The organism is Microbacterium sp. CFBP9023 (genome assembly GCF_034045055.1).
Classification (GTDB): domain Bacteria; phylum Actinomycetota; class Actinomycetes; order Actinomycetales; family Microbacteriaceae; genus Microbacterium.
This window is the reverse complement of the sequence record NZ_JAXCWI010000003.1, coordinates 421,473-443,654: the sequence shown is the minus strand read 5'-3', so window position 1 is coordinate 443,654 and position 22,182 is coordinate 421,473. Positions and strand designations below refer to the sequence as shown.

19 protein-coding genes are annotated in these 22,182 nt (G+C 69.8%); 12 read left to right on the top strand and 7 right to left on the bottom strand.

The features are described 5' to 3' along the window. Positions 1–25: 25 nt before the first annotated feature. Entirely contained in the window at positions 26–463 is a 438-nt protein-coding gene (locus SOM10_RS16770; RefSeq protein ID WP_187250130.1) for an Lrp/AsnC family transcriptional regulator, read from the bottom strand. A 151-nt stretch (positions 464–614) separates the two neighbouring features. On the opposite strand from SOM10_RS16770, the gene pdhA reads away from it, so the two are divergent. The 4 genes from pdhA to SOM10_RS16750 all read left to right on the top strand — a co-directional run bounded on the left by pdhA (position 615) and on the right by SOM10_RS16750 (position 5,606). Next, positions 615–1,715 carry a pyruvate dehydrogenase (acetyl-transferring) E1 component subunit alpha gene (gene pdhA / locus SOM10_RS16765; protein WP_320491217.1) on the top strand — a complete coding sequence of 367 codons (1,101 nt, stop codon included), beginning with the start codon at positions 615–617 and terminating at the stop codon, positions 1,713–1,715. Next, positions 1,712–2,740 carry an alpha-ketoacid dehydrogenase subunit beta gene (locus SOM10_RS16760; RefSeq protein WP_320491215.1) on the top strand — a complete coding sequence of 343 codons (1,029 nt, stop codon included), beginning with the start codon at positions 1,712–1,714 and terminating at the stop codon, positions 2,738–2,740. Before pdhA ends, SOM10_RS16760 begins: the two co-directional genes overlap by 4 nt. Then, entirely contained in the window at positions 2,737–4,137 is a 1,401-nt protein-coding gene (locus SOM10_RS16755) for a dihydrolipoamide acetyltransferase family protein (RefSeq protein WP_320491213.1), read from the top strand. The genes SOM10_RS16760 and SOM10_RS16755 overlap by 4 nt, the downstream gene beginning before the upstream one ends. A gap of 149 nt (positions 4,138–4,286) precedes the next feature. Continuing rightward, complete coding sequence (locus tag SOM10_RS16750; protein WP_320491212.1) at positions 4,287–5,606, top strand: MFS transporter; 1,320 nt, start codon at positions 4,287–4,289, stop codon at positions 5,604–5,606. A gap of 53 nt (positions 5,607–5,659) precedes the next feature. Here SOM10_RS16750 and SOM10_RS16745 read toward each other — a convergent pair whose 3' ends face one another. The 4 genes from SOM10_RS16745 to dhaK all read right to left on the bottom strand — a co-directional run bounded on the left by SOM10_RS16745 (position 5,660) and on the right by dhaK (position 11,192). Then, complete coding sequence (locus SOM10_RS16745) at positions 5,660–6,949, bottom strand: hypothetical protein (protein WP_320491210.1); 1,290 nt, start codon at positions 6,947–6,949, stop codon at positions 5,660–5,662. 144 nt (positions 6,950–7,093) lie between these two features. Next, positions 7,094–9,559: a phosphoenolpyruvate--protein phosphotransferase gene (gene ptsP, locus SOM10_RS16740; RefSeq protein WP_320491209.1), complete on the bottom strand. Its 2,466-nt coding sequence runs from the start codon at positions 9,557–9,559 to the stop codon at positions 7,094–7,096. Then, the gene (gene dhaL / locus SOM10_RS16735; RefSeq protein WP_056277501.1) at positions 9,559–10,200 is read right to left on the bottom strand and encodes a dihydroxyacetone kinase subunit DhaL; all 642 of its coding nucleotides are present in this window, start codon (positions 10,198–10,200) and stop codon (positions 9,559–9,561) included. The genes ptsP and dhaL overlap by 1 nt, the downstream gene beginning before the upstream one ends. Next, entirely contained in the window at positions 10,200–11,192 is a 993-nt protein-coding gene (gene dhaK, locus SOM10_RS16730; RefSeq protein WP_056277499.1) for a dihydroxyacetone kinase subunit DhaK, read from the bottom strand. The genes dhaL and dhaK overlap by 1 nt, the downstream gene beginning before the upstream one ends. Before the next feature lie 158 nt (positions 11,193–11,350). On the opposite strand from dhaK, the gene SOM10_RS16725 reads away from it, so the two are divergent. Further along, positions 11,351–12,118: an IclR family transcriptional regulator gene (locus SOM10_RS16725; protein WP_320491207.1), complete on the top strand. Its 768-nt coding sequence runs from the start codon at positions 11,351–11,353 to the stop codon at positions 12,116–12,118. A 6-nt stretch (positions 12,119–12,124) separates the two neighbouring features. On the opposite strand, the gene SOM10_RS16720 is transcribed toward SOM10_RS16725, so the two are convergent. Continuing rightward, positions 12,125–12,736, bottom strand: coding sequence for a TetR/AcrR family transcriptional regulator (locus SOM10_RS16720; RefSeq protein WP_053095438.1), 612 nt, complete (start codon positions 12,734–12,736; stop codon positions 12,125–12,127). 111 nt (positions 12,737–12,847) lie between these two features. Here SOM10_RS16720 and SOM10_RS16715 point away from each other — a divergent pair, with 111 nt between their 5' ends. Genes SOM10_RS16715 through paaK form a run of 6 tightly spaced genes read left to right on the top strand, consistent with a single transcriptional unit; the run spans position 12,848 to position 19,430 of the window. Next, on the top strand, positions 12,848–14,035 hold the full coding sequence (locus SOM10_RS16715; protein ID WP_320491205.1) for an acetyl-CoA C-acyltransferase: 1,188 nt from the start codon (positions 12,848–12,850) through the stop codon (positions 14,033–14,035). Next, complete coding sequence (locus tag SOM10_RS16710) at positions 14,032–14,760, top strand: enoyl-CoA hydratase/isomerase family protein (protein WP_056277488.1); 729 nt, start codon at positions 14,032–14,034, stop codon at positions 14,758–14,760. The genes SOM10_RS16715 and SOM10_RS16710 overlap by 4 nt, the downstream gene beginning before the upstream one ends. Continuing rightward, the gene (locus SOM10_RS16705; RefSeq protein ID WP_320491203.1) at positions 14,757–15,623 is read left to right on the top strand and encodes a 3-hydroxyacyl-CoA dehydrogenase family protein; all 867 of its coding nucleotides are present in this window, start codon (positions 14,757–14,759) and stop codon (positions 15,621–15,623) included. The genes SOM10_RS16710 and SOM10_RS16705 overlap by 4 nt, the downstream gene beginning before the upstream one ends. Then, complete coding sequence (gene paaZ, locus SOM10_RS16700) at positions 15,620–17,701, top strand: phenylacetic acid degradation bifunctional protein PaaZ (RefSeq protein ID WP_320491201.1); 2,082 nt, start codon at positions 15,620–15,622, stop codon at positions 17,699–17,701. Before SOM10_RS16705 ends, paaZ begins: the two co-directional genes overlap by 4 nt. Next, on the top strand, positions 17,698–18,090 hold the full coding sequence (gene paaI, locus SOM10_RS16695) for a hydroxyphenylacetyl-CoA thioesterase PaaI (RefSeq protein ID WP_053095433.1): 393 nt from the start codon (positions 17,698–17,700) through the stop codon (positions 18,088–18,090). The genes paaZ and paaI overlap by 4 nt, the downstream gene beginning before the upstream one ends. A gap of 44 nt (positions 18,091–18,134) precedes the next feature. Continuing rightward, positions 18,135–19,430 (top strand): phenylacetate--CoA ligase PaaK, encoded by a 1,296-nt coding sequence (gene paaK, locus SOM10_RS16690; RefSeq protein WP_072590916.1) that lies wholly within the window; start codon positions 18,135–18,137, stop codon positions 19,428–19,430. Positions 19,431–19,454: 24 nt separating this feature from the next. Here the strand turns inward: paaK and SOM10_RS16685 are convergent, their stop codons facing one another. Further along, the gene (locus SOM10_RS16685) at positions 19,455–21,575 is read right to left on the bottom strand and encodes a RecQ family ATP-dependent DNA helicase (protein ID WP_320491198.1); all 2,121 of its coding nucleotides are present in this window, start codon (positions 21,573–21,575) and stop codon (positions 19,455–19,457) included. Between the two features lie 94 nt (positions 21,576–21,669). On the opposite strand from SOM10_RS16685, the gene SOM10_RS16680 reads away from it, so the two are divergent. Further along, positions 21,670–22,089 carry a hypothetical protein gene (locus tag SOM10_RS16680; RefSeq protein WP_053095430.1) on the top strand — a complete coding sequence of 140 codons (420 nt, stop codon included), beginning with the start codon at positions 21,670–21,672 and terminating at the stop codon, positions 22,087–22,089. Positions 22,090–22,182: the final 93 nt, after the last annotated feature.

Sequence of the window (22,182 nt, the reverse complement as noted above, 5' to 3'; positions counted from 1 at the left end):
GCGAAGGGATGACCTCCCCACCCGCTCAGATCAGGGTGAAGTCCTCGAAGATGAGGGTCGTGCGTGTGGAGCGGATCGAGGGGATCGCCTGGATGTCCTCCAAGACGATGCGGCGGAGGTCGCGCGCGTCGCTCGCCCGCACGAGCAGGATGACGTCGAAGTCACCGCCGACGAGCGCCATGTGCTCGATCTCGGGAATCATCCGCAGCCTGGCGCTGACCTCCTGCCAGGTGGCCTGCTCGATGGCGAGTGTCACGTAGGCGCTCGCATGGTGGCCGAGCAGCACGGGGTCGGTGCGCACCGAGTAGCCGGTGATGATGCCCGCATCGGTCAGCCGCTTGATCCGTGCGTGAGCGCCCGCTCTCGAGATGTGCACGGCCTCGGCGATGGCGGTCATCGACGCCCGGGCGTCGATCCGCAGCTGCTCGAGAATCGCGTGATCGGTGTCGTCCAGCGTGATCATGGAACCCCTTCGTCCTCTGCCTGAATTCTGACATTTCGTCACGGAGGTGAGCAAGTAGATCGCATTCGTCCACGATGCGCCGAATGTTCTTGGACGTCTGTCGCGAGGAGAGCATGCTGGCGTCATCGAGTTCGGCAAGGAGGGCGAACGGATGGAACACGCACACCTGCTCCCGCGCGACACGGCGGTGCAGCTCATCGACGCAGAGGGCCGTGTCGTCGACGACCCGCACTTCCCGCTGCCGGATACGGACACCCTGCTCGCCGCCTATCGCGGTCTCGTCGAGGGGCGCCGCATCAACGATCAGGCCAGCGCTCTCGTCCGCCAGGGCCGCCTCGCCGTCTACCCGTCGTCGCACGGTCAGGAGGCGTGCCAGATCGGAGCGGCCCTCGCCCTCGACGCCGGCGACTGGCTCTTCCCCACGTATCGGGACTCGGTCGCGGTCATCGCCCGGGGTGTCGCACCGGCCGAGGCGATGGTGCTGCTGAAGGGCGACTGGCATTCGGGCTACGACGTGCGAGCGCACCACGTCGCACCTCAGGCCACTCCGCTCGCCACCCAGCTGCTGCACGCGGTCGGCTTCGCGTATGCCGCGAAGAAGCGCGGAGAGCCGACGGCCGTCCTCGCACTGTGCGGCGACGGTGCGACCAGTGAGGGCGACTTCCACGAGGCGCTGAACTTCGCCGCCGTCTTCCGTGTACCGGTCGTCTTCCTCGTGCAGAACAACGAGTTCGCGATCTCGGTGCCGCTCAGCCGCCAGACCGCCGCGCCGTCGCTGGCCCACAAGGCGATCGGATACGGGATGCCGGGGCAGCGCGTCGACGGCAACGACGTGGCCGCCGTGCTGGCCGTTCTCGGCGAGGCCATCGCCCATGCCCGCTCGGGCGGCGGGCCGACGCTCATCGAGGCGCACACCTATCGGATGCAGGCGCACACGAACGCCGACGACGACACGCGCTATCGCGAGCGCGCCGAGGTCCAGGCGTGGGTCGAGCGCGACCCGCTGACGCGACTGCGAGCACACCTGACGAGCGCCGGCGTCCTCACGGCCGACCGCGAAGCCGAGTACGCGGCGGAGGCCGAGAAGACCGCCGCGGCGATGCGAGAGGCGCTCAACGTCGATGCCGAGATCGATCCCGAGGATCTGTTCCGCTTCGTCACAGAGACCCGCTCTCCGCAGCGCGAGGAGCAGTGGCAGATGCTGAGGGACGAGATCGCACGCAACCACGCAGCAGCCGGAGGTGCACGATGACCATCGCCCACGACGACATCCGGGTCGACACCCGCGCACTGTCCGTGTCGACCATGAGCATGGCCGCCGCACTGAACCTCGCCCTCGCGGATGCGATCGAGAGCGATCCCGAGGTCGTCGTCTTCGGCGAGGACGTCGGAGCGCTCGGCGGCGTGTTCCGCATCACCGACGGACTCACGGCGCGGTTCGGCGAGGACCGCTGCTTCGACACCCCGCTCGCCGAATCCGGCATCGTCGGCACAGCCGTCGGCATGGCCATGAACGGCATGCGTCCCGTCGTCGAGCTGCAGTTCGACGCCTTCGCACTGCCGGCATTCGAGCAGATCGTCAGTCACGTCGCGAAGCTCGGCAACCGGACGCGCGGTGCGGTGCGGATGCCGCTCGTGATCCGCATCCCGTTCGGCGGCGGCATCGGCGGGGTCGAGCACCACTGCGACTCCTCCGAGGCGTACTACGCGCACACCCCGGGCCTCACCGTCGTGAGCCCGTCGACTCCCCAGGACGCCTATTCGCTGCTCCGGGCGGCGATCACCTCGCCCGACCCGGTGATCTTCCTCGAGCCGAAGAAGCTGTACTGGACGAAGGGAGAGGTCGACACCTCGGCGACGGCGGACATCGGCTCCGCCCGCATCGCCCGCGAGGGCACCGACGTCACCCTGCTCGCCTACGGCGCCTCGGTGCCGCTCGCGCTCGAGGCCGCCGATGTGGCGGCATCCGAGGGGCGCAGCGTGCAGGTCGTCGACATCCGTTCGCTGTCCCCGTTCGACGACGCCACGGTCACCGCCGCCGTGCGCGCGACCGGACGAGCGGTCGTGATCGCCGAGGCTCCCGGATTCGCCAGCGTGGCCTCCGAGATCCAGGCGCGCGTCTTCGAGCGCTGCTTCGAGTACCTCGAGGCTCCGGTGCGCCGCGTCACCGGATTCGACACCCCCTACGCCCCGCCCAAGCTCGAGCACTGGTACCTGCCCGACGTCGACCGCGTGCTGGACGCCATCGACTCGCTGCACTGGGAGGACGAGTCATGACGGCGCTGACCACCCACGTCTTCCGGCTGCCGGACCTCGGCGAGGGACTCACCGAGGCCGGACTCGTGCAGTGGCTCGTCTCCGTCGGCGACACGATCGTCACCGACCAGGCGATCGCCGAGGTCGAGACGGCGAAGAGCGTGGTCGAGCTGCCCTCGCCCTTCGCCGGCGTCGTCACCGCCCTGCACGGAGAACCGGGCGAGACCATCGACGTCGGAGCGCCGGTGCTCGAGGTCGCCGACGGCGCTTCTTCTTCTGCGGATCCTTCCTCGGCGGACGCTCCGGACACCCATGCGGGAGGCGATCTCCGTGCGGATGCCGGCGATCCGGAGCAGGAGGCGTACCGCGAAGAGGAGCGCGCAGGGTCCGGCAACGTCCTGATCGGCTATGGGACCACGGAGCGCGGCGCGACCGGCCGACGGCGCCCGAAGGCGACGGCGGCATCCGAGATGCCACGCGAGAAGCCGGACGCGAACGCTTCGGAACGACGGCCCGTGGCCGTCCGCTCTCCCCTGGTGCGACGACTCGCCCGCGATCTGGGACTCGACGTCCACGCCATCACCCCGACCGGCCATGACGGCGCCGTCACGCGCGCCGACGTGCTGGCGGCCGCTGTCGACGACGCCGTCGACGGGGCAGCGGCGCAGCATCGCCGCGATGATCACCAGCCGCAGTCCGCGAACGCCGAACGTCTCGATGGCCTCGCCGTCGTCTCCCGTGAGCGGATGTCCCCGCTGCGCAAGGCGGTCAGCGCACGACTGACCCGCAGCCGCTCCGAGATCCCCGAGGCCACGGTCTGGGTCGACGTCGATGCCACCGAGCTCTGGAATCTGCGCTCCGAGATGGTTCCGGCCGGCGGCAGGGCACCGTCGATCACCGCCCTCGTGGCACGCTTCGTCGTGCTCGCGCTCGCGGAGCATCCGGTGCTCGCCTCCCGCCTGAGCGACGACGGGTCGGAGATCATCTCCTTCGACGGCCTCAACCTCGGCGTCGCCGCCGACACCGAGCGCGGCCTCCTGGTGCCCGTCATCCCGCGGGCGCACGAGCTCACCGTCGAACAGCTCGATGTCGCGCTGCGCGAGCTGTCGGCGACGGCGCGTTCGGGGGCGATGCCTCCGGAGCGGCTGCGGGGGTCGACGTTCACCCTCAACAACTACGGCGGGCTCGGGGTCGACGGCTCAGCCGCGATCATCAACCACCCCGACGTCGCGATCCTCGGCATCGGTCGCATCATCGAGCGCCCGTGGGTGATCGACGGTCAGATCGTCGCCCGCCGCGTCGCTCAACTGTCGCTGGTGTTCGATCACCGCGTGTGCGACGGCGGGTATGCGGCGAGCTTCCTCCGCCGCGTCACGGAGCTCATCGAGCATCCGCTGCGCGCGTTCGGCAAGGTGTGAGGACGTCTGAGTCGCGCGGTCGCAGATGTGGGGCTTGGGTCGCCCGGCCACCGTGCGCTACTCTCGTCAATTACTGACCGATCATTCGGTAAGTAGCTCGGGGTGACGCAGCGTCGCTCCTCCGCACCCGCAGAACAATGGAGTTCTTCATGACGTCAGCAGTATCCGCGCGCACCTCGACGGCGCGAATGCCCGCCGAGGAGCGGCGAGTCCTCGCCAGCACCCTGGTCGGCACCTCGATCGAGTGGTACGACTTCTTCATCTACGCGCAAGCAGCCGGCCTCGTGCTCGCGCCGCTCTTCCTCGCCCCGATCGCTGAGGAGAACAAGGGGTTCGCGCAGATCCTCTCCTTCGCCACGATCGGGATCTCCTTCCTCTTCCGCCCCCTGGGAGCCATCGTCGCCGGGCACCTGGGCGACAAGCTGGGCCGCAAGAAGATGCTCGTCTTCACGCTCGTGATGATGGGACTCTCCACCTCGCTGATCGGCGTGCTGCCGACGTACGCCGCGATCGGCGTCGCCGCTCCGATCCTTCTCATCGTGCTCCGCATCCTGCAGGGGTTCTCGGCGGGCGGCGAGTGGGGCGGAGCGGCACTGATGGCCGTCGAGCACGCCCCCACGGCCCGCCGGGGGCTCTTCGGCGCCTTCCCGCAGATCGGCGTCCCGATCGGCATGATCCTCGCCACAGCCACGCTCTGGGTGCTGACGAGCTCGATGTCCCCCGAGGCGTTCCTCGAGTGGGGCTGGCGGATCCCGTTCCTGATGTCGATCGTGCTGATCGCCGTCGGCTACGTGATCAGGCGCGCCGTCGACGAGAGCCCCGTCTTCGAGGATCTCCGTCGTCGTCGTCAGGAGGCCTCCGCGCCGCTGGGTCGCCTGTTCCGCAAGAACACCAAGCAGGTCGTGCTCACTGCCCTGATCTTCATCGGCAACAACGCCGCCGGGTACCTGCTCATCGCGTTCTTCGCGACCTACGCCGTCACCGCCCTCGGCATGGAGCGTCCTCCCGTGCTGCTGGCGACGACGCTCGCGTCGTTCGGCTGGCTCATCTTCACGCTCTGGGGCGGCCACCTCTCCGATCGTCTCGGACGCGTCCGCACCTTCCAGATCGGGTACATCGCGCTCGCGCTGTGGGCGGTGCCGATGTGGTTCCTGATCGACACGGCGAACATCTTCTGGTACTTCGTGGCGCTGTTCGTGATGACGTTCGCGCTCGGGCTCTCGTACGGCCCGCAGGCGGCTCTCTATGCCGAGATGTTCCCGGCCAACGTCCGCTACTCGGGCGTCTCGATCGGATACGCGCTGGGTGCCATCCTCGGCGGGGCGTTCGCACCGATGATCGCGGAGACTCTGATGAACCAGTTCCAGGCGGCCTGGACGATCGGCATCTACATCGCCATCACGGCGGTGATCTCCCTCATCGCCGTGTCGATGGTGAAGGAGACCAAGGGCGTGGATCTGCACGCCTGATCATCGTCTTCCCGGCATGCTGCGGGCCGGTCGGTCATCCGACCGGCCCGCAGTCAGCCGAAGACCAGCGGCGTACGTGCCGTCGCGTCCTCGACCGTGATGCCGACGATCGTCGCCCCCTCCTCGAGCACCTCGCGATCGGCTTGGAAACGGAAGACCTGCCCGTCGCGCGTCGTGACGGCGTAGAAGTGATCGCTCGACGACACGACCTCGACCACGGTGCCTCCGGGGTAAGCAGCCATCGCATCCGCGACGGGGGCGCCGAGGCGGATATCACCTCGCGACGGCAGCGCGGCTCCGTCACCGACGGTGTCGCCGAGGCTGCGGTCGCTCCCGACGGTGATCGCCCCGACGGCATCGCCGGCCTCGACGGGGCGCACCAGGATCGTCCCCGCCTCCGCGGGGGCGATGAGGGTCCACGGGCCGCCGTCGTACTCGGGTTCGACGACCTGCGCGTCCTCGCCGGCGGCGGCGACCGCGGACTCGACCGAGTCGCCGAGTCGGAGCGGACCCACGCCGCCGACTCCGACCTGCCAGTCACTCCACGCGGTTCCGGGATCGCCGGACGGGTCTGTCTCGGCGACGGGCGGGTTCTCAGTGAGCTCCTCGACCAGCCCGGACCGGGCCTCCTCGGCGCGTTCCCGAAGCAGCAGCGCCGCCGCCTCGGCGTCGAAGTCGCGATCGCCGCTGAAAGGCTGCCACAGCTGCACGATCACGTTCCCGGTCGAGGCGAACGCGCTGAACGACCGCCAGTCCAGCGCCGCATCGATCAGCGAGCCCGCGAAGGCCCGGGTGTTCTCGGACGCTTCGGGGATCACGGCATCGAAGGAGACGGTTCCCTCTTTGACGAACTCGGCGCACTGCTCGGCCGCCTGGAGCAGCTGATCCATGCGGCCCTCGGCGTGAGCCTCGTCGGCGAACTGCATGATCGTCATCCGGCCGAACCCGTTCGTGGGATCCGTCGGCACCTGCCACTCGATCGTCCTCGCCCCGACGCTGCCGAGTGACTGCTCGGCGTAGAGAGCGTCACAGATCGGCGGATCCGCAGGGAGGCTTCCTCCGTCCGATATCTGTTCGAGGACCGGCGACGGATCGCCGACGTCCGTGGCGTCCGGAACGATCCCCACGATCTCCTCGGGGGCGAGCGCGAATGCGTCGAGCTCGTCGCCGACGAACACGATCGGTCCGGCATACGGCTCGGGCGCGTCGGTCGTCCGGGACGGCGATGGCGACGGAGGCGATGACGTCTGGGGACTCGGGGCGCAGGCGCTCACGGCGGCCACGGCGCCGATCCCGATCAAGGCGAGCGTCACTCGCGCTCGACCCGTGATGAAGACAGCCATTGAATCCTCCGACCTCGTCATTCGCCGATGCAGACGTCCCCTCCTGGAGACTAGGCGCGCTGGGACGACCTCGACCAGGAGCCCGTGCATGTCGAGATCAGAATGATGCCGGAGAGCGCATATGTCGTCGACGGGACGACCGCGTCACTCTCCGTTGAGTACGGCGGCTACGGCGGCGCGGGCATCGACAGCCGTCGCTGCTCTCAGGACCGCTTGCGCAGCGGCATCGCACTGTTCGCCCGTGACGCCCGCGATCGCCGCCGCGACTCGACCCAGCGCACGGGGTGTCATCGACAGCGACGTGACACCGAGCCCCACGAGCACGGCGGCCAGAGCGGGATCGGCAGCGGCCTCGCCGCATACCCCCACCGGCAGGCCCCACCGGCGTCCGGCCGCACCCGCCTGCCCGATCAGTCGCAGCACGGCCGGCTGCCACGGATCGTTCAGATCGCCCAGCTCTCCGAGCAGTCGATCAGCCGCGAGCGCGTACTGGGCGAGGTCGTTGGTCCCGATGCTCACGAAGTCGACGACCTCGAGCATCTCCGACGCGAGGAGCGCGGCGGAGGGCGTCTCGATCATCACCCCCACAGTCTCCAGTCCGGCTTCTCGCGCACGCTCCGCGAAGTCGCGTGCCTCATCGACCGTGGCCACCATCGGAGCCATCACCTCGACGAGTGCCGACTCCGCCCCCGCGGCGAGCGCCAGTGCCCTGAGCTGATCGTCCAGCAGCTTCGGAGCCCGCCGCGCGATGCGGAGTCCCCGCACGCCGAGAGCCGGATTGTCCTCCGCGTCGGAGTTCGCGAACGGCAGCGGTTTGTCACTGCCGGCATCGAGCGTGCGCACCACGACCCTCTGCCCCGGAAACGCGGCGAGGACACCTCGATAGGCGTCGACCTGCTCGTCGATCGTCGGTGCGTCGGCGCGGTCGAGGAAGCAGAACTCGGTGCGGAAGAGACCGACGCCCTGGGCCTTCGAGGCAGCGGCCACGACGGCCTCGGCCGCTCCCCCGACATTGGCGAGGAGCGGGATGCGCCGTCCGTCGGCGAGCACCCCCTCGCCGTCGAACGGCACCACGAGCGACGCGGCCTTCGCCTCGGTGACTCGAGAGCTGCTCGGGTCGACCTCGACCGTGCCCCGATCGCCGTCGACGAGCACGACCGCACCGCGCGGAATTCCGATCGCGCCGATGACTCCGACCACTGCGGGGATTCCGAGCGACCGGGCGATGATCGCCGTATGCGAGGTGGGGCCACCCTGCTCCGTCACGAGAGCGACGCAGTTGCCGCCTTCCAAGGCTGCCGTGTCCGCGGGGGCGAGATCCGACGCGACCAGCACGAAAGGCTCATCACGCTCGGGAACGCCCGGCATCTCGACCTCGAGGATCTCCGCGATCATCCGATCACGGACGTCGCGGATGTCGGCCGCTCGCTCGGCCATCCGCCCACCGAGAGCCGCGAGTCCTCTCTCGTGCGCCGCCGATGTCTCCCAGATCGCCCGCGCGGCCGTTCGACCCCGCGACCGCACGAGGTCCGCCGCCTCGGCCACCAGTTCGGGGTCGGAGGCCAGCAGACGCGACGCGTCGAGGATCGCCCGAGCCTCGCCGGTCGCCTCCCTCGTGCTCGCCCGCAGCTGGTCTGCCACCGCCACTGCGGCCCACTCGATCGCAGATGCCTCGGCCTCCCGATCACCAGGCGCGACGACGGTGCTCTCGTCCGGCTCGCGCACGGGCGCGGCGAGGAGCACGGCCTCGGCGGCGACCCTGCCCGAGCTCACGCCGCGACCACGCAGCACGTCGCCTGCCCGGACGGGAGGGGACTCGGGGGCTGCCTCTGCAGCGTGCGCCCCGACCGACCCCGAGGCGACGGCGTCGACGTCCGTGCCTTCACCGAATCCGTCGTCGAACAGGGCCACCAGTCGGTCGAGCGCCCCCTCGGCGTCGCGCCCGAGTGCCGACAGCTCGATCCGGTCGCCCAGCCTGGCACCGAGGATCAGCAGTCGTGACAGGCTCGCACCCGACGCCTCAGCGCCGTCGGGCAGTCGACGCAGTCGCACATCGATGCCCGCCGATGCCTCGGCGATCAGAGCCGCCGGTCGCGCGTGGATACCGAGCGGATTGCGCACGACCACCGTCCGCGTCACGGCACCCGACCGGTCGGTCGATGCGGACTCGATCGGAGCGGCTTCCGTCGACGGGTCCTCGAGCTGGCCGCTCTTGGCGGCGAGCGCGATCGACGCCTCCCCCGCGACGACGTCCAGCGATGCGCCGGCAGCGGCCGACACGACGGCCGCCAGCAGCCCTTCCACGAACGGCGCGGGGGCGAGGCGCACCGGCACATCGCTCGTCCGCAGCTCCAGCGCGAGCTCGGCGCTCAGCACTGCGGAGCCGAGATCCATCAGCACGAGGACACCGTCGCAGTCGGCGGCCAGCTCGTCGATCGCCGCGGCGACAGCGACGGCATCCGTGCCGAGGACGGGTGCGCCGTCGGCATCCGTTCCGGCGCCTGCGGCGACTCTCACTCGCGCTCCCCCGCCCTGCACCATCTGCAGGGCGAGCTCCAGCGCCGCCTCCCCGAGTCGAGCACTGTGGGAGACGGCGACGATGCCGATCATCAGGAGGATTCCGCGGTCGCCTGGGCGAGGGACTCGAACAGCAGTGTCGTCGACGCCGCACCGGGGTCGAGATGGCCGGCGCTGCGTTCCCCGAGATAGCTCGCACGTCCCTTCCGGGCGACGAGCGGTTCGGTGGCATCCCGACCGGACGCGGCAGCCTCTGCGGCCGCCGCCGTCGCGGCAGACAGGTCTCCCCCTCCGGAGATCGCGGCGTCGAAGGCGTCCACCGCGGGCGCCATGGCGTCGAACATGGTCTTGTCGCCGGCCTCGGCCTTGCCGCGAGCGACGATGCCATCGAGGCCGGCACGCAGCGAGCCGCCGAGTCCGGCGCCATCGAGCTCGGTCACGGGCCCTGCAGCCATCCCCATCCGCAGGAACAGCGTGCCGTAGAGCGGCCCGCTGGCGCCTCCGACCGAGCTCACGAGAGTCATGCCGACGGTCTTGAGCAGCTCGTCGACCGTGTCGGGCACACCCGAGTCGAGCTTCGCCACGACCGCATCCATGCCACGGGCCATGTTCGCGCCGTGGTCGGCGTCTCCGATCGCCGAGTCCAGCTCGGTGAGCCATTCGCGCTTCTCGGCGATGACGTCGCGGAACCGCCGGATCCAGTCGGCCAGGGCCGCAGTGTCGATCGCCGCCATCATGCCCCCCATCGCAGTCCGGGGGTGTTGACGGGCGCGTCCCACAGCCTGAGCAGCTCGTCGTCGGCCTTCAGCACTGTGAGCGAGCAGCCGGCCATGTCGAGCGAGGTGATGTAGTCGCCGACCAGGTTGCGGGCGATCTGCACTCCCGCCTGCTCGAGCAGCGCGGCCACCTCGCCGTACATCAGATAGAGCTCGATCAGCGGGGATCCGCCCATGCCGTTGAGCATCACGATGGCGGGACCTGAGACGTCGAGATCGGCGAGGATCGGCTCCACGAGCTGCCGGGCGATCTCGGATGCCGGCGCCAGTGGCTCCCGGTGCCGACCGGGCTCGCCATGGATGCCGATCCCGATCTCCATCTGGTCCTCGGGCAGATCGAACGTCGGCTTGCCCGCTGCGGGAACCGTGCAGCTGGTGAGCGCCATGCCCATCGACCGCCCCTGTCCGTTGATGCGCTTCGCGAGGGCGACGACGGCATCGAGATCCTGCCCCTCCTCAGCCGCGGCGCCGACCAGCTTTTCGAGCAGCACCGTGAGTCCGACGCCACGACGCCCTGCCGTGTAGAGCGAGTCCTGCACGGCGACATCGTCATCGACGATCACGGTGCCGACCTCGATGCCCTCCATCGAGGCGAGCTCCGCCGCCATCTCGAAGTTGAGCACGTCTCCCGTGTAGTTCTTCACGATGTGCAGCACACCGGCCCCGCGATCGACGGCCTTCGTGGCGGCCTGCACTCGATCGGGGGTGGGCGAGGTGAAGACCTCGCCGGCGACGGCGGCGTCGAGCATGCCGAGGCCCACGTATCCCCCATGCAGCGGTTCGTGGCCGGACCCTCCACCCGAGACGATCGCGACCTTCCCCTCCGCCTTCGGCGTCGAGCGGGTGATCACGTGCGTCTCGAGGTCGACCGAGAGCTCCGGATGCGCGAGTGCGACGCCGCGCAGCGACTCGACCAGCACATCGGCGGGGTTGTTGATGAGCTTCTTCATCGTTCGATCTCCTTTGATCTCTACGGCGGCGCTCTTTCGCAATATTGGAAAGTTATTCGTCAATGTCGAATATGCTCGGGCGCAGTCGAGTTGTCAAGATCGACCTGACGATGTATGCGACCGCCCGGCTCGACGACGATCCGGAGAGAGGAGCCGCGATGATCCAAGCCATCGATCGCGCAGCGAAAGTGCTCGAGCTGCTGCAGGGTGCGCGCCATCTCGGCATCACGGATCTCGCGCTCGCCCTGGGCCTTCCCCCGTCGACCGTGCACGGGATCGTCAAGTCCCTGCGCGAGCACGGACTCGTCGCGAAGGAGCGCGGCGGGCAGCGCTACATGCTCGGTCCCACCCTGCTGCGGCTGAGCAACGTCTATCTCGACACCCTCGACGTCCGGGCCAGGGCCATGCGGTGGACGCAGGAGCTCGCACGCCGCACGAACCTGCCGGTGCGCCTCGGGGCGCCGCACTTCCACGAGGTGCTCGTGATCCACCACGACCTGCGTCCGGACGACAGCCAGCAGATGCTCGAGACCGGCGTGGCGATCCCCGCTCATGCCTCCGCGATGGGAAAGGTCCTGCTGGCGCACGACCTCGGCTTCCAGCGCACCGTCTTCGAGCGGCCGCTGCACAGCCTCACCGGGGACACGATCACCGACGTCGCCCGACTGCTGCTCGACCTGCCGGCCATCGCCGAGCGAGGCAGCGCCTCGGAGACCGATGAGGCCGTGCTCGGAGAGTCGTCCGTCGCCGCACCGGTCGCCGACGCGTCGAACGACATCGTCGCCGCGGTCGCCGTCGTGATGCCCACATCGCAGGCGCCCGCCTCGGACGCGGTGCTCAACGCGCTGCGCGAGACGGCGCGCAACATCTCCCGCGAGCTCGGAGCGACCAGCTGGCCTCCCCGCGTGGCGCCAGCCGACGACTGAGCCCGCTCAGCGGGACTGCAGCCCGTCGAGGCTCACCCGCAGGATGTCCTCCCCCAGCTCGTCGGGATCGACGGGACCCCCGGGTCGATACCACTCGACGACCGAGTTGATCATTCCGAAGATGAGCCTGGTGGCGACCGCCGCATCGACGTCGTCGCGGATCAGCCCCTCGGTCTGCGCTTCCGACACGATCGCGGTCACGCGCTGGTCGAACGCACGTCTGCGCACCAGCGCGGAGGTCTCGACATCGCCGTTCCCCCGCACGCGCAGCAGCAGCGTCACCGAGGGGAGCTTCTCGGTGAGCACCCGCACCGCGCCGCGGATGATCGCCCGCAGCCGGTCGGAGGCCAGCGAGTGCTGCGCGGTCGCATCATCGACGACGGCCTCGAGCGCATCGAGCGCATCGTTCAGCGCGAGCTCGAGGATCGCCGACTTCGATTCGAAGTGATGGTAGAGCGCCGACTTCGTCAGCCCCAGCGTCGCGCTGAGGTCGGCCACGCTCGTCGCGTCGTAGCCGTGCTCGTTGAAGACCTTGACGGCGACCGCGAGCACCTGCTCGCGGTCATAACCTGGCCGGCCGCGCTTGGGGGCCGGCGCCTGGATTCCGGGTTCTGCCATGGGCCCAGTCTGTCAGTCCGGATGAGTTGCCATTCGCGGACGGATCTGAGATCGTATTCCTGACCGATCGGTCTGAAATTATCGCCAGCGTGGGCGTTCGAGAGGATGACGATGTCCGAGGCCTATCTCGTCGACGGGGTCCGCACCCCCGTCGGTCGCTACGGAGGCGCACTCGCCGGCATCCGTCCGGACGATCTGGCGGCCCTCGTCGTCGCCGCCACAGTCTCGCGAGCCACCATCCCCGCGGACGACATCGACGAGGTGATCCTCGGCGCCGCGAATCAGGCGGGCGAGGACAACCGCAACGTCGCACGGATGGCCGTGCTGCTCGCGGGCCTCCCCGATTCGATCCCCGGATTGACCGTCAACCGCCTCTGCGCCTCAGGGATGTCAGCCATCGCACTCGCCGCGAACGCCGTACGCGCAGGGGACGCCGACCTCATCGTCGCCGGTGGCGTCGAGTCCATGACACGCGCGCCCTGGGTGCAGGCGAAGCCCGAGCGGGCATGGGCCAAGCCCGGCGCGGCCTTCGACACATCGATCGGCTGGCGCTTCACGAACCCGCGGCTGAGCGCCCGCGACAAAGCCACGTTCTCGATGCCCGAGACCGCCGAAGAGGTCGCACGCATCGACGGGATCACCAGAGCGGATGCCGACGCCTTCGCGCTCCTGAGCCATCAGCGCGCCATCTCGGCGATCGACGCGGGACGCCTCGCCCCGGAGATCGTGGGCGTCGAGACGGGCCGCGGACTCGTCGACACCGACGAAGGCCCGCGCCGGGACAGCACGCTCGACGCGCTGGCCGCACTCCGTCCGGTCGTCGCAGGCGGCCAGGTCGTCACGGCGGGCAACTCCAGTTCCTTGAACGACGGAGCCTCGGCGATCATCGTGGCGAGCGCCGAAGCGGTCGAGCGACATGGCCTTCGTCCGCGCGCACGGATCGTCGCCTCGGCGACCGCCGCGCTCGCTCCCGAGATCATGGGCCTGGGTCCCGTGCCGGCAACACAGAAGGCACTCGCGAAGGCGGGCCTGCAGGTCGGCGACCTCGGTGCCGTCGAGCTCAACGAGGCCTTCGCCTCGCAGTCCCTCGCCTGCATCCGCCGCCTCGGACTCGACCCGTCGATCGTCAACGCCGACGGCGGAGCCATCGCACTCGGCCATCCCCTCGGCTCCAGCGGATCCCGCCTGATCGTCACACTGCTCGGCCGCCTCGAGCGCGAGAACGCGCGCTACGGTCTGGCCACGATGTGCGTCGGCGTGGGTCAGGGCACCGCGATGATCGTGGAGCGTCTGACATGACTCTGCGCATCGAAGAGCATCGAGACCGGGTGATCGCCACGCTCGACCGGCCCGAGAAGCGCAACGCCATCGACCAGGCGACGATCGACGCGCTGCACGACCTCTGCGCGCTGCTCGAGCGGACGCCGCGCACGCTGATCATCACCGGCACCGACGGCGTCTTCGCGGCGGGCGCCGACATCGCCCAGCTGCGCGATCGCACCGCCGACGACGCCCGGCGCGCCATCAATGCGACCGCATTCATCCGCGTCCACGATCTCCCGATGCCGGTGATCGCCGCACTCGACGGATACGCGCTCGGGGGCGGAGCCGAACTCGCCTACGCCGCCGACATCCGCATCGCGACGCCGTCCCTCCGCATCGGCAACCCCGAGACCGGGCTCGGCATCATCGCCGCAGCCGGTGCGACCTGGCGCCTGCCCGAGATCGTCGGAGACGCGAGGGCGAGCGAGCTGCTCCTCACCGGCCGAGCTCTGGATGCCGAGGAGGCGTTGAGGTGGGGACTCGTCTCGTCGCTCCATCCGGCCGCCGAGCTGCTCGCGGCCGCACACCGGATCGTCGATCGCATCGCGGCGAACGATCCCCTCGCGACGCAGCACACCAAACGCGCCCTGCGCACTCCGCGCGCAGGCCACCCGGCGATCGAGGTCGAACTGCAGGCCGAGCTGTTCGAGTCGCCCGAGAAGATCCGCCGCATGACCGACTTCCTGGAGAAGAGACGATGAGCGACATCGGCAGCGCCCCGAATCGGGTCGGCGTGCTCGGAGGCGGCCGCATGGGAGCCGGCATCGCACATGCGTTCCTGCTCGCCGGATCTCACGTCAGCGTGATCGAGCGCGATGCGGCGAGCGCCGACGCGGCGCTGACCCGCATCGGCGACAGCATCCGCAGATCCGTCGACCGCGACCCCTCGCTCGACGAGGCCGAATTGACCGCGCGCATCACGACCGGCGTCGATCCCCGAGCCTTCGCCGCGGTCGACCTCGCGATCGAGGCGGTTCCCGAAGACCGGGCCCTCAAGGAGGACGCACTGTCGCGGGCCGACGCCGTGCTGCCCCCGTCGGCGGTTCTGGCGAGCAACACCTCGTCGATCTCGATCGACGATCTCGCTGCGGGCCGCAGACATCCGGAGCGATTCCTCGGCCTGCACTTCTTCAATCCGGTGCCCGCCTCGGCCCTGGTCGAGGTCGTGCGCGGCGCAGCGACCGACCGGGCGGTCGTCGAGAGCGCCACCGCCTGGGTGGCCGCCCTCGGCAAGACGCCGATCGTCGTCAGCGACTCCCCGGGCTTCGCGTCGTCGCGGCTGGGCGTGATGCTGGGCCTGGAGGCGATCCGGATGCTCGAGGAGGGCGTCGCCTCGGCCGCCGACATCGATGCCGCGATGACGCTGGGGTATCGGCATCCGATGGGTCCGCTGCGCACCACCGACATCGTCGGGCTCGATGTGCGCCTCGGCATCGCCGAAGAGCTGGAGCGCACGCTCGGCGAGCGATTCGCTGCACCGGAACTGCTGCGCCGCATGGTCGCCGAGGGAAAGCTGGGCCGCAAGAGCGGCGAAGGGTTCTACGCATGGAACGAGGAGAGATGACCGAGTATCTGCCGAGCTACGTCCAGGGCGAGTGGTGGACGCCCTCGTCACCCACGCGATCCACAGAGGTCCGCGATGCGTCCACCGGCAACGTCGTCGCCGTCGTGTCGACCGAGGGCCTCGACCTGGCCGGGGCACTGGAGTACGCCCGCTCCGTCGGGCAGAAGAGCCTCGGTGCGCTCACGTTCCACCAGCGGGCCGTGCTGCTGAAGCAGCTCGCCCTCGCTCTCACCGAGCGCAAGGACGAGCTGTATGCGCTGTCCGCCCGTACCGGCGCCACGAAGGCCGACTCGTGGGTCGACATCGACGGCGGCATCGGCGTGCTCTTCTCGTACTCGGGCAAGGGCCGCCGCGAGCTGCCGAACAGCCGCGTGCATGTCGACGGCCCCGTGGAGCCGCTGTCGAAGGACGGGTCGTTCCTGGGTCGTCATGTCTACACGACGCTCCCCGGGGTCGCTGTGCAGATCAACGCGTTCAATTTCCCGGTGTGGGGTTCGCTCGAGAAGTTCGCACCCGCGTTCCTCGCCGGCATGCCGACGCTCGTGAAGCCCGCGACGCCCACGGGCTACGTCGCCGAGGCGATGGTGCGCATCCTCGTCGAATCGGGACGGCTGCCCGACGGATCGCTGCAGCTCGTCAGCGGCAGCGTGCCTGACCTGTTCGAGAACCTGCGGCTCGGCGACATCGTCGGGTTCACCGGCAGCGCGTCGACCGCGGAGAGCCTCAAAGCCCACGCCGCAGTGCAGACCGGCGGCGTGCGGTTCACCGCCGAGACCGACTCGATCAACGCCTCGGTGCTCGGCACCGACGCGATCGAGGGCACCCCGGAGTTCGATGCCTACGTGCGCCAGCTCGTCACCGAGATGACGAGCAAGGCCGGCCAGAAGTGCACGGCCATCCGGCGTGCGATCGTGCCGGTGGGCTCGGCCGACGCGATCATCGGCGCCGTGCAGGCGCGCCTCGCCGAGAAGACCGTGCTGGGCGACCCCCGCGCCGAGGGCGTCACCATGGGTCCCCTGGCCTCGACGGGGCAGCGCGATGAGGTGCTGCGCCAGGTGGATCGCCTGCAGGCGGCGGGCGGGCAGGTCGTCGTCGGGACGACGGATGCTCCCGAGGTCCGTCGCGCGGACGGCAGCACCGGCACCGCACCCGACGGAGCCTTCGTGTCGCCACTGCTGCTGCGCTTCGAGGACTCGCAGTCCGACGCGGCGCACTCGATCGAGGCCTTCGGCCCCGTGTCGTCGCTGCTCACCTACGACACCATCGCCGAGGCCGCAGCGCTCGTCGCCCGAGGTGGCGGCTCGCTGGTCACCAGCATCGCCACGCATGACCCGGCGCAGGCCGTGGAGCTCGCCACGCGCATCGCACCGTTCAACGGCCGGATGCTGCTGCTCGACCGCGACGATGCACGATCGTCGACCGGGCACGGATCGCCCCTGCCCAACCTCGTGCACGGCGGCCCCGGTCGAGCCGGCGGCGGTGAGGAGCTCGGCGGCATCCGCGCGGTGCTGCATCACATGCAGCGCACGGCAGTGCAGGGTTCACCCGAGATGCTGACTGCCTTGACGGGTGTCTGGCACGCGGGGGCGGCCGCGCGCAGCGACGGTCGGCATCCGTTCCGCAAGTCGCTCGCGGAACTCCGCATCGGCGACCAGATCGTCTCCGGCTCGCGCGAGGTGACCCTCGCCGACATCGAGACGTTCGCGCACTTCACGGGCGACACGTTCTACGCCCACATGGACGAGGCATCCGCCGCCGCGAACCCGTTCTTCCCCGGACGGGTCGCGCACGGCTACCTGCTCGTCTCGTGGGCCGCCGGTCTCTTCGTCGATCCGGAGCCCGGACCCGTGCTCGCGAACTACGGTCTGGAGAACCTGCGATTCATCACGCCGGTCTCCCCCGGCGACACGATCCGCGTCGAGCTGACCGCGAAGCAGATCACGCCGCGTGAGACGGACGAGTACGGAGAGGTGCGCTGGGACGCGGTGATCCGCAATCAGAGCGACGAGCTCGTCGCCACCTACGACGTGCTCACGCTGGTGAACAAGCAGCCGACACCCGAGGTCGTCGCCGCATGAGAGAGATGATGCAGCGCGATGCCGCATCGCAGATGCTCGGCATGACCGTCGAGGAGGACGCCCCCGGAGAGGCCGTCGTCTCGATGACCGTGCGCGACGACATGCTGAACGGGTTCGCCATCACGCATGGCGGACTGGTGTTCACCCTCGCCGACACCGCCTTCGCGATCGCCTGCAACGAGGACGATCGCGTCACGGTCGCGGGTGGTGCCGACATCACCTTCCTGAAATCCACGACCGCCGGCCAGAGACTGACAGCGCGCGCGGTGCGCCGTGTCGTCAGCGGACGCAACGGCCTGTACGACGTGACGGTGACCGACGAATCGGGCGATGTCGTCGCCGAGGTCCGCGGCCGCTCGCTCACGACGAACCGCTCGCACCCCGCCTGAGCGCACGCACGCTCACTGCTCTGTCCCCGACGAAGGAGTCGACGATGACCGCAACACATGCCGAGATCGGTGCCGAGGCCGAGCTGCATTCGCCTGAACGACTGGCGCGGCTGCAGCTGCAGCGCCTGCAGTGGACCGTCCGGCATGCCTACGAGAACGTGCCGACCTATCGCCGCAAGTTCGACGAGCACGGCGTGCACCCCGACGACGTGCGCACCCTCGACGACGTGCGGCGTCTGCCGTTCACCACCAAGGCCGACCTGCGCGAGAGCTATCCGTTCGGCATGTTCGCCGTGCCGATGGCCGACGTGCGACGCGTCCACGCGTCGTCGGGCACGACGGGGCGGCCGACCGTCGTCGGGTACACCGAAGGAGACCTCGACCGGTGGAGCGACCTGGTGGCGCGGTCGCTGCACGCCGCGGGCATCCGCGCGGGGATGAAGGTGCACAACGCCTACGGCTACGGGCTCTTCACCGGCGGACTCGGCGCGCATGCCGGGATCGAGCGTCTCGGAGCGACCGTGATCCCGGTGTCGGGAGGGCAGACCGCCCGGCAGGTGCAGCTGATCACGGATTTCGAACCGGATGCCATCCTCTGCACGCCGAGCTATCTGCTCACGATCGCTGACGCGATGGAAGCCTCGGGCATCGATCCGACGACCACGTCGCTGCGCGTCGCGGTGCTCGGCGCCGAGCCGTGGACGAACGAGATGCGTCGTGAGATCGAGCGGCGACTGAACATCGATGCCGTCGACATCTACGGGCTCAGCGAGGTGATGGGGCCGGGGGTCGCGAGCGAGAGCGTGCTCACGAAGGACGGCCCGCACATCTGGGAGGACCATTTCCTGCCCGAGATCATCGACGGAGAGACCGGGGAACGGCTGCCGGACGATGCGCTCGGCGAGCTCGTCTTCACGTCGCTGACCAAAGAGGCTTTTCCTGTGATCCGGTATCGCACGCGCGATCTGACGCGCCTGCTGCCGGGAACCACCTTTCCGGCGCTTCGACGCATGGAGAAGATCACCGGCCGCAACGACGACATGATCATCCTGCGCGGCGTGAACCTCTTCCCCACCCAGATCGAGGAGCTGGTGATGGGCATCGAGACGCTCACCCCGCACTTCGTGCTCGAGCTGCACCACGTCGGGCAGCTCGACACGATGACCGTGCGCATCGAGCGACACCCGTCGCTGAGTGCCGAGGACTGCGATGCCGCCGCCGCGGTGCTCACCCACCGCATCAAGATGCACATCGGCACCAGCGTCGACGTGACGGTCGAGGAGCCGGGCACGCTGCCCCGGAGCGAGGGCAAATACCAGCGGGTCTACGACCTGCGGTAGGTCTCGAGCCGGGTGTCCCCGCCGTCAGCCGCGCAGCGCGAGCACGAACGGGAGCACGTCGCTCGCCCCCGCCTGGCGCAGCGTGCGCGCGGCGACCGTGAGCGTCCAGCGGCTGTCGGCGAGATCGTCGACGAGCAGCACGGGACCGGTCGGCACGTCGAGGCCCTGCGCGCGGAATCTGTCCCACAGACCTGCCAGCCGGAACACGCTGTTGCCACCGGGTTGGCCCGTCGGCCCGCCGTTCACGAGGTCGAGCGCACCGAGATACGGCAGGCGGCCGATCTCGGCGATCCCGCGGGCGAGCGAGTCGACGAGCAGCGGATGCGATCGCGACGGCATGGCGACGACCGCGACGGGGCGCTCGGCCCACCCCCAGTCGGCGAGCACGCGCACGCAGCCGCCGAGAACCTGGGGCGTCACCACCGCGTCAGGGGCGCCCGCCGCGAAGAGCTCGCGCAGCGTGCCGCCCCAGCCGAGGTCGGTGAGACGGGCGAGTGCGCGCCCTTCTCCGGCCTGCTCCCCCGCGGGGATGCGCCCCTTCACCGGCACGTCGAGCTTGTCGGCTCCGGTCGGCCAGGCGCGACGAGGCTCGACCGGGACGCCGACGCGATCGAGCGATTCCGCGGCCTGCGTCGTCGCCGATTCGCCGATCTCGCTCGGGAACCAGATGCCGGCGCAGTTGTCGCATCTCCCGCAGGGCGCAGCCGTGTCGTCGTCGAGTGAGCGCTGGAGGAATTCCATGCGGCATCCGTCGGTCTGCTCGTAGTCGATCATGTGCTGCTGCTCGGCGCGACGCTCGGCCGCGATGCGCTCATAGCGCTCGGCGTCGTAGGCCCACGGCTGTCCCGTCGCGACCCACCCGCCCTGCACCCGGCGCACCGCGCCGTCGACGTCGAGAACCTTGAGCAGCAGTTCGAGCGGAGTACGCCGGATGTCGACCATCGCCTCGAGCGCGGGCGTCGAGATGGGCTGATCGCCGAGGGCGGCGATCACCCGCTCGGCGCGCTCCCGATCCGGCATCGACGCGGTCGCGAAGTAGTGCCAGATGTCGCGGTCTTCGACGCCGGGCAGCAGGAGCACGTCGGCGCTCTCGCTCGCACGACCGGCACGGCCGACCTGCTGGTAGTACGCGACCGGCGACGACGGCGCGCCGAGGTGCAGCACGAAACCGAGGTCCGGCTTGTCGAAGCCCATCCCGAGCGCGCTCGTGGCGACGAGGGCCTTGACCTCGTTGCGCTTCAGCATCCCTTCCGACTCGGTGCGCTCGTCGGTGTCGGTCTGTCCGGTGTACGCGCGCACGTCGTGCCCGTGATCGCGCAGCAGCCGGGCGGTGTCGACCGCGGCCGCGACCGTCAGGGTGTAGATGATGCCCGAACCGGGCAGGTCGTCGATATGACTCAGCAGCCACGCGAGCCGGCTGGCGGAGTCGCGCAGACGCAGGACGCCGAGACGCAGCGAGGTGCGCGCGAGCGGGCCGCGGATCGTGAGCACCTCGGAGCCGGCGGCATCCGACGCCCCTCCCGTGCCGAGCTGCTCGGCGACGTCGGCCACGACCCTGCTGTTCGCGGTCGCCGTCGTCGCGAGCACGGGCACCTCGGGCGGCATCTGCTCGATGAGGTCGCGCAGCCGCCGGTAATCGGGGCGGAAGTCGTGCCCCCAGTCGCTGATGCAGTGCGCCTCGTCGACCACCAGCATGCCGATCCGTCGAACCAGCGCCGGCAGCTGCTGCTCGCGGAACGCGGGATTGTTGAGTCGTTCGGGAGAGACGAGCAGCACATCGACCTCGTCTCGGTCGAGCTGCTCCATGACCTCGGACCACTCGTGCGCATTGGTCGAGTTGATCGCCACCGCTCGAACGCCTGCCCGCTCGGCCGCGGCGATCTGATCGCGCATCAGCGCGAGAAGCGGCGAGACGAGGACGGTCGGCCCTGCCCCCTGGCGGCGCAGCAGCAGCGTCGCGACGAAGTACACAGCCGACTTGCCCCACCCGGTGCGCTGCACGACGAGCGCGCGGCGGCGCCCCTCGACCAGAGCCTCGATCGCCTCGTACTGACCGTCGTGGAAGTCGGCGTCCGGGCGGCCGACCAGCTCGCGCAGAGCCGAGAGCGCAGCGGTGCGGGTGTCGACAGAGGCGGGAGAAGTCATGTCTCCACTCTGCCCGATGCCTCCGACACCCGGTGCGCCACCATCCACAGGCGGATTCGAGCCGAGCCTCGGTGACGTCGTCTAGCGTGGGACGATGATCACCCGAGAACTGGCCGTATCCCTGCGCGACGCCGGACTCGTGTGGCATCCCGCCGAGGGCGACCGCTTTCAGCTCGATCTTCCGAACGATGTCGAGCTCGAGGCCGAAGCCGATGTCTTCACGGTCAGCGAGATGACGATCGAGGCCCGCCAGACCCCGAGCGGCACCGACCTCGCCTTCAACGGCACGACGGAGTGGGCGCTCGACGCCGTGACCCTCGCGGACGCGGTGTGGCTCCCCCGCGAGGATCAGCTGCGTGAGCTGCTGCGCGGCACCTTCCGGGCGCTGAGCCGCCTCTCCGACACCTTCGTGGTCGAGGTCGAGATCGCCGGCGAGACCCTGCGTTTCGAGCATCCGGATCCCTCCGAGGCGTACGGCAGAGCCCTCCTCGACCTCGTCTCCCGCTCGCGCTGAGCGACTCTCCGAGCATCTCGCCGAGCGCCGCATCGGGGGTCTTCCTTGCGCCGCGACGACCTCCGTGTCAGAATTACCTAACGACCGGTCAGT

What these genes read in the sequence shown, in the direction of transcription:
- SOM10_RS16770 (WP_187250130.1), bottom strand. Translation starts at nt 463, where the DNA reads ATGATCACGCTGGACGACACCGATCACGCGATTCTCGAGCAGCTGCGG.
- pdhA (WP_320491217.1), top strand. Translation starts at nt 615, where the DNA reads ATGGAACACGCACACCTGCTCCCGCGCGACACGGCGGTGCAGCTCATC.
- SOM10_RS16760 (WP_320491215.1), top strand. Translation starts at nt 1,712, where the DNA reads ATGACCATCGCCCACGACGACATCCGGGTCGACACCCGCGCACTGTCC.
- SOM10_RS16755 (WP_320491213.1), top strand. Translation starts at nt 2,737, where the DNA reads ATGACGGCGCTGACCACCCACGTCTTCCGGCTGCCGGACCTCGGCGAG.
- SOM10_RS16750 (WP_320491212.1), top strand. Translation starts at nt 4,287, where the DNA reads ATGACGTCAGCAGTATCCGCGCGCACCTCGACGGCGCGAATGCCCGCC.
- SOM10_RS16745 (WP_320491210.1), bottom strand. Translation starts at nt 6,949, where the DNA reads ATGGCTGTCTTCATCACGGGTCGAGCGCGAGTGACGCTCGCCTTGATC.
- ptsP (WP_320491209.1), bottom strand. Translation starts at nt 9,559, where the DNA reads ATGATCGGCATCGTCGCCGTCTCCCACAGTGCTCGACTCGGGGAGGCG.
- dhaL (WP_056277501.1), bottom strand. Translation starts at nt 10,200, where the DNA reads ATGGCGGCGATCGACACTGCGGCCCTGGCCGACTGGATCCGGCGGTTC.
- dhaK (WP_056277499.1), bottom strand. Translation starts at nt 11,192, where the DNA reads ATGAAGAAGCTCATCAACAACCCCGCCGATGTGCTGGTCGAGTCGCTG.
- SOM10_RS16725 (WP_320491207.1), top strand. Translation starts at nt 11,351, where the DNA reads ATGATCCAAGCCATCGATCGCGCAGCGAAAGTGCTCGAGCTGCTGCAG.
- SOM10_RS16720 (WP_053095438.1), bottom strand. Translation starts at nt 12,736, where the DNA reads ATGGCAGAACCCGGAATCCAGGCGCCGGCCCCCAAGCGCGGCCGGCCA.
- SOM10_RS16715 (WP_320491205.1), top strand. Translation starts at nt 12,848, where the DNA reads ATGTCCGAGGCCTATCTCGTCGACGGGGTCCGCACCCCCGTCGGTCGC.
- SOM10_RS16710 (WP_056277488.1), top strand. Translation starts at nt 14,032, where the DNA reads ATGACTCTGCGCATCGAAGAGCATCGAGACCGGGTGATCGCCACGCTC.
- SOM10_RS16705 (WP_320491203.1), top strand. Translation starts at nt 14,757, where the DNA reads ATGAGCGACATCGGCAGCGCCCCGAATCGGGTCGGCGTGCTCGGAGGC.
- paaZ (WP_320491201.1), top strand. Translation starts at nt 15,620, where the DNA reads ATGACCGAGTATCTGCCGAGCTACGTCCAGGGCGAGTGGTGGACGCCC.
- paaI (WP_053095433.1), top strand. Translation starts at nt 17,698, where the DNA reads ATGAGAGAGATGATGCAGCGCGATGCCGCATCGCAGATGCTCGGCATG.
- paaK (WP_072590916.1), top strand. Translation starts at nt 18,135, where the DNA reads ATGACCGCAACACATGCCGAGATCGGTGCCGAGGCCGAGCTGCATTCG.
- SOM10_RS16685 (WP_320491198.1), bottom strand. Translation starts at nt 21,575, where the DNA reads ATGACTTCTCCCGCCTCTGTCGACACCCGCACCGCTGCGCTCTCGGCT.
- SOM10_RS16680 (WP_053095430.1), top strand. Translation starts at nt 21,670, where the DNA reads ATGATCACCCGAGAACTGGCCGTATCCCTGCGCGACGCCGGACTCGTG.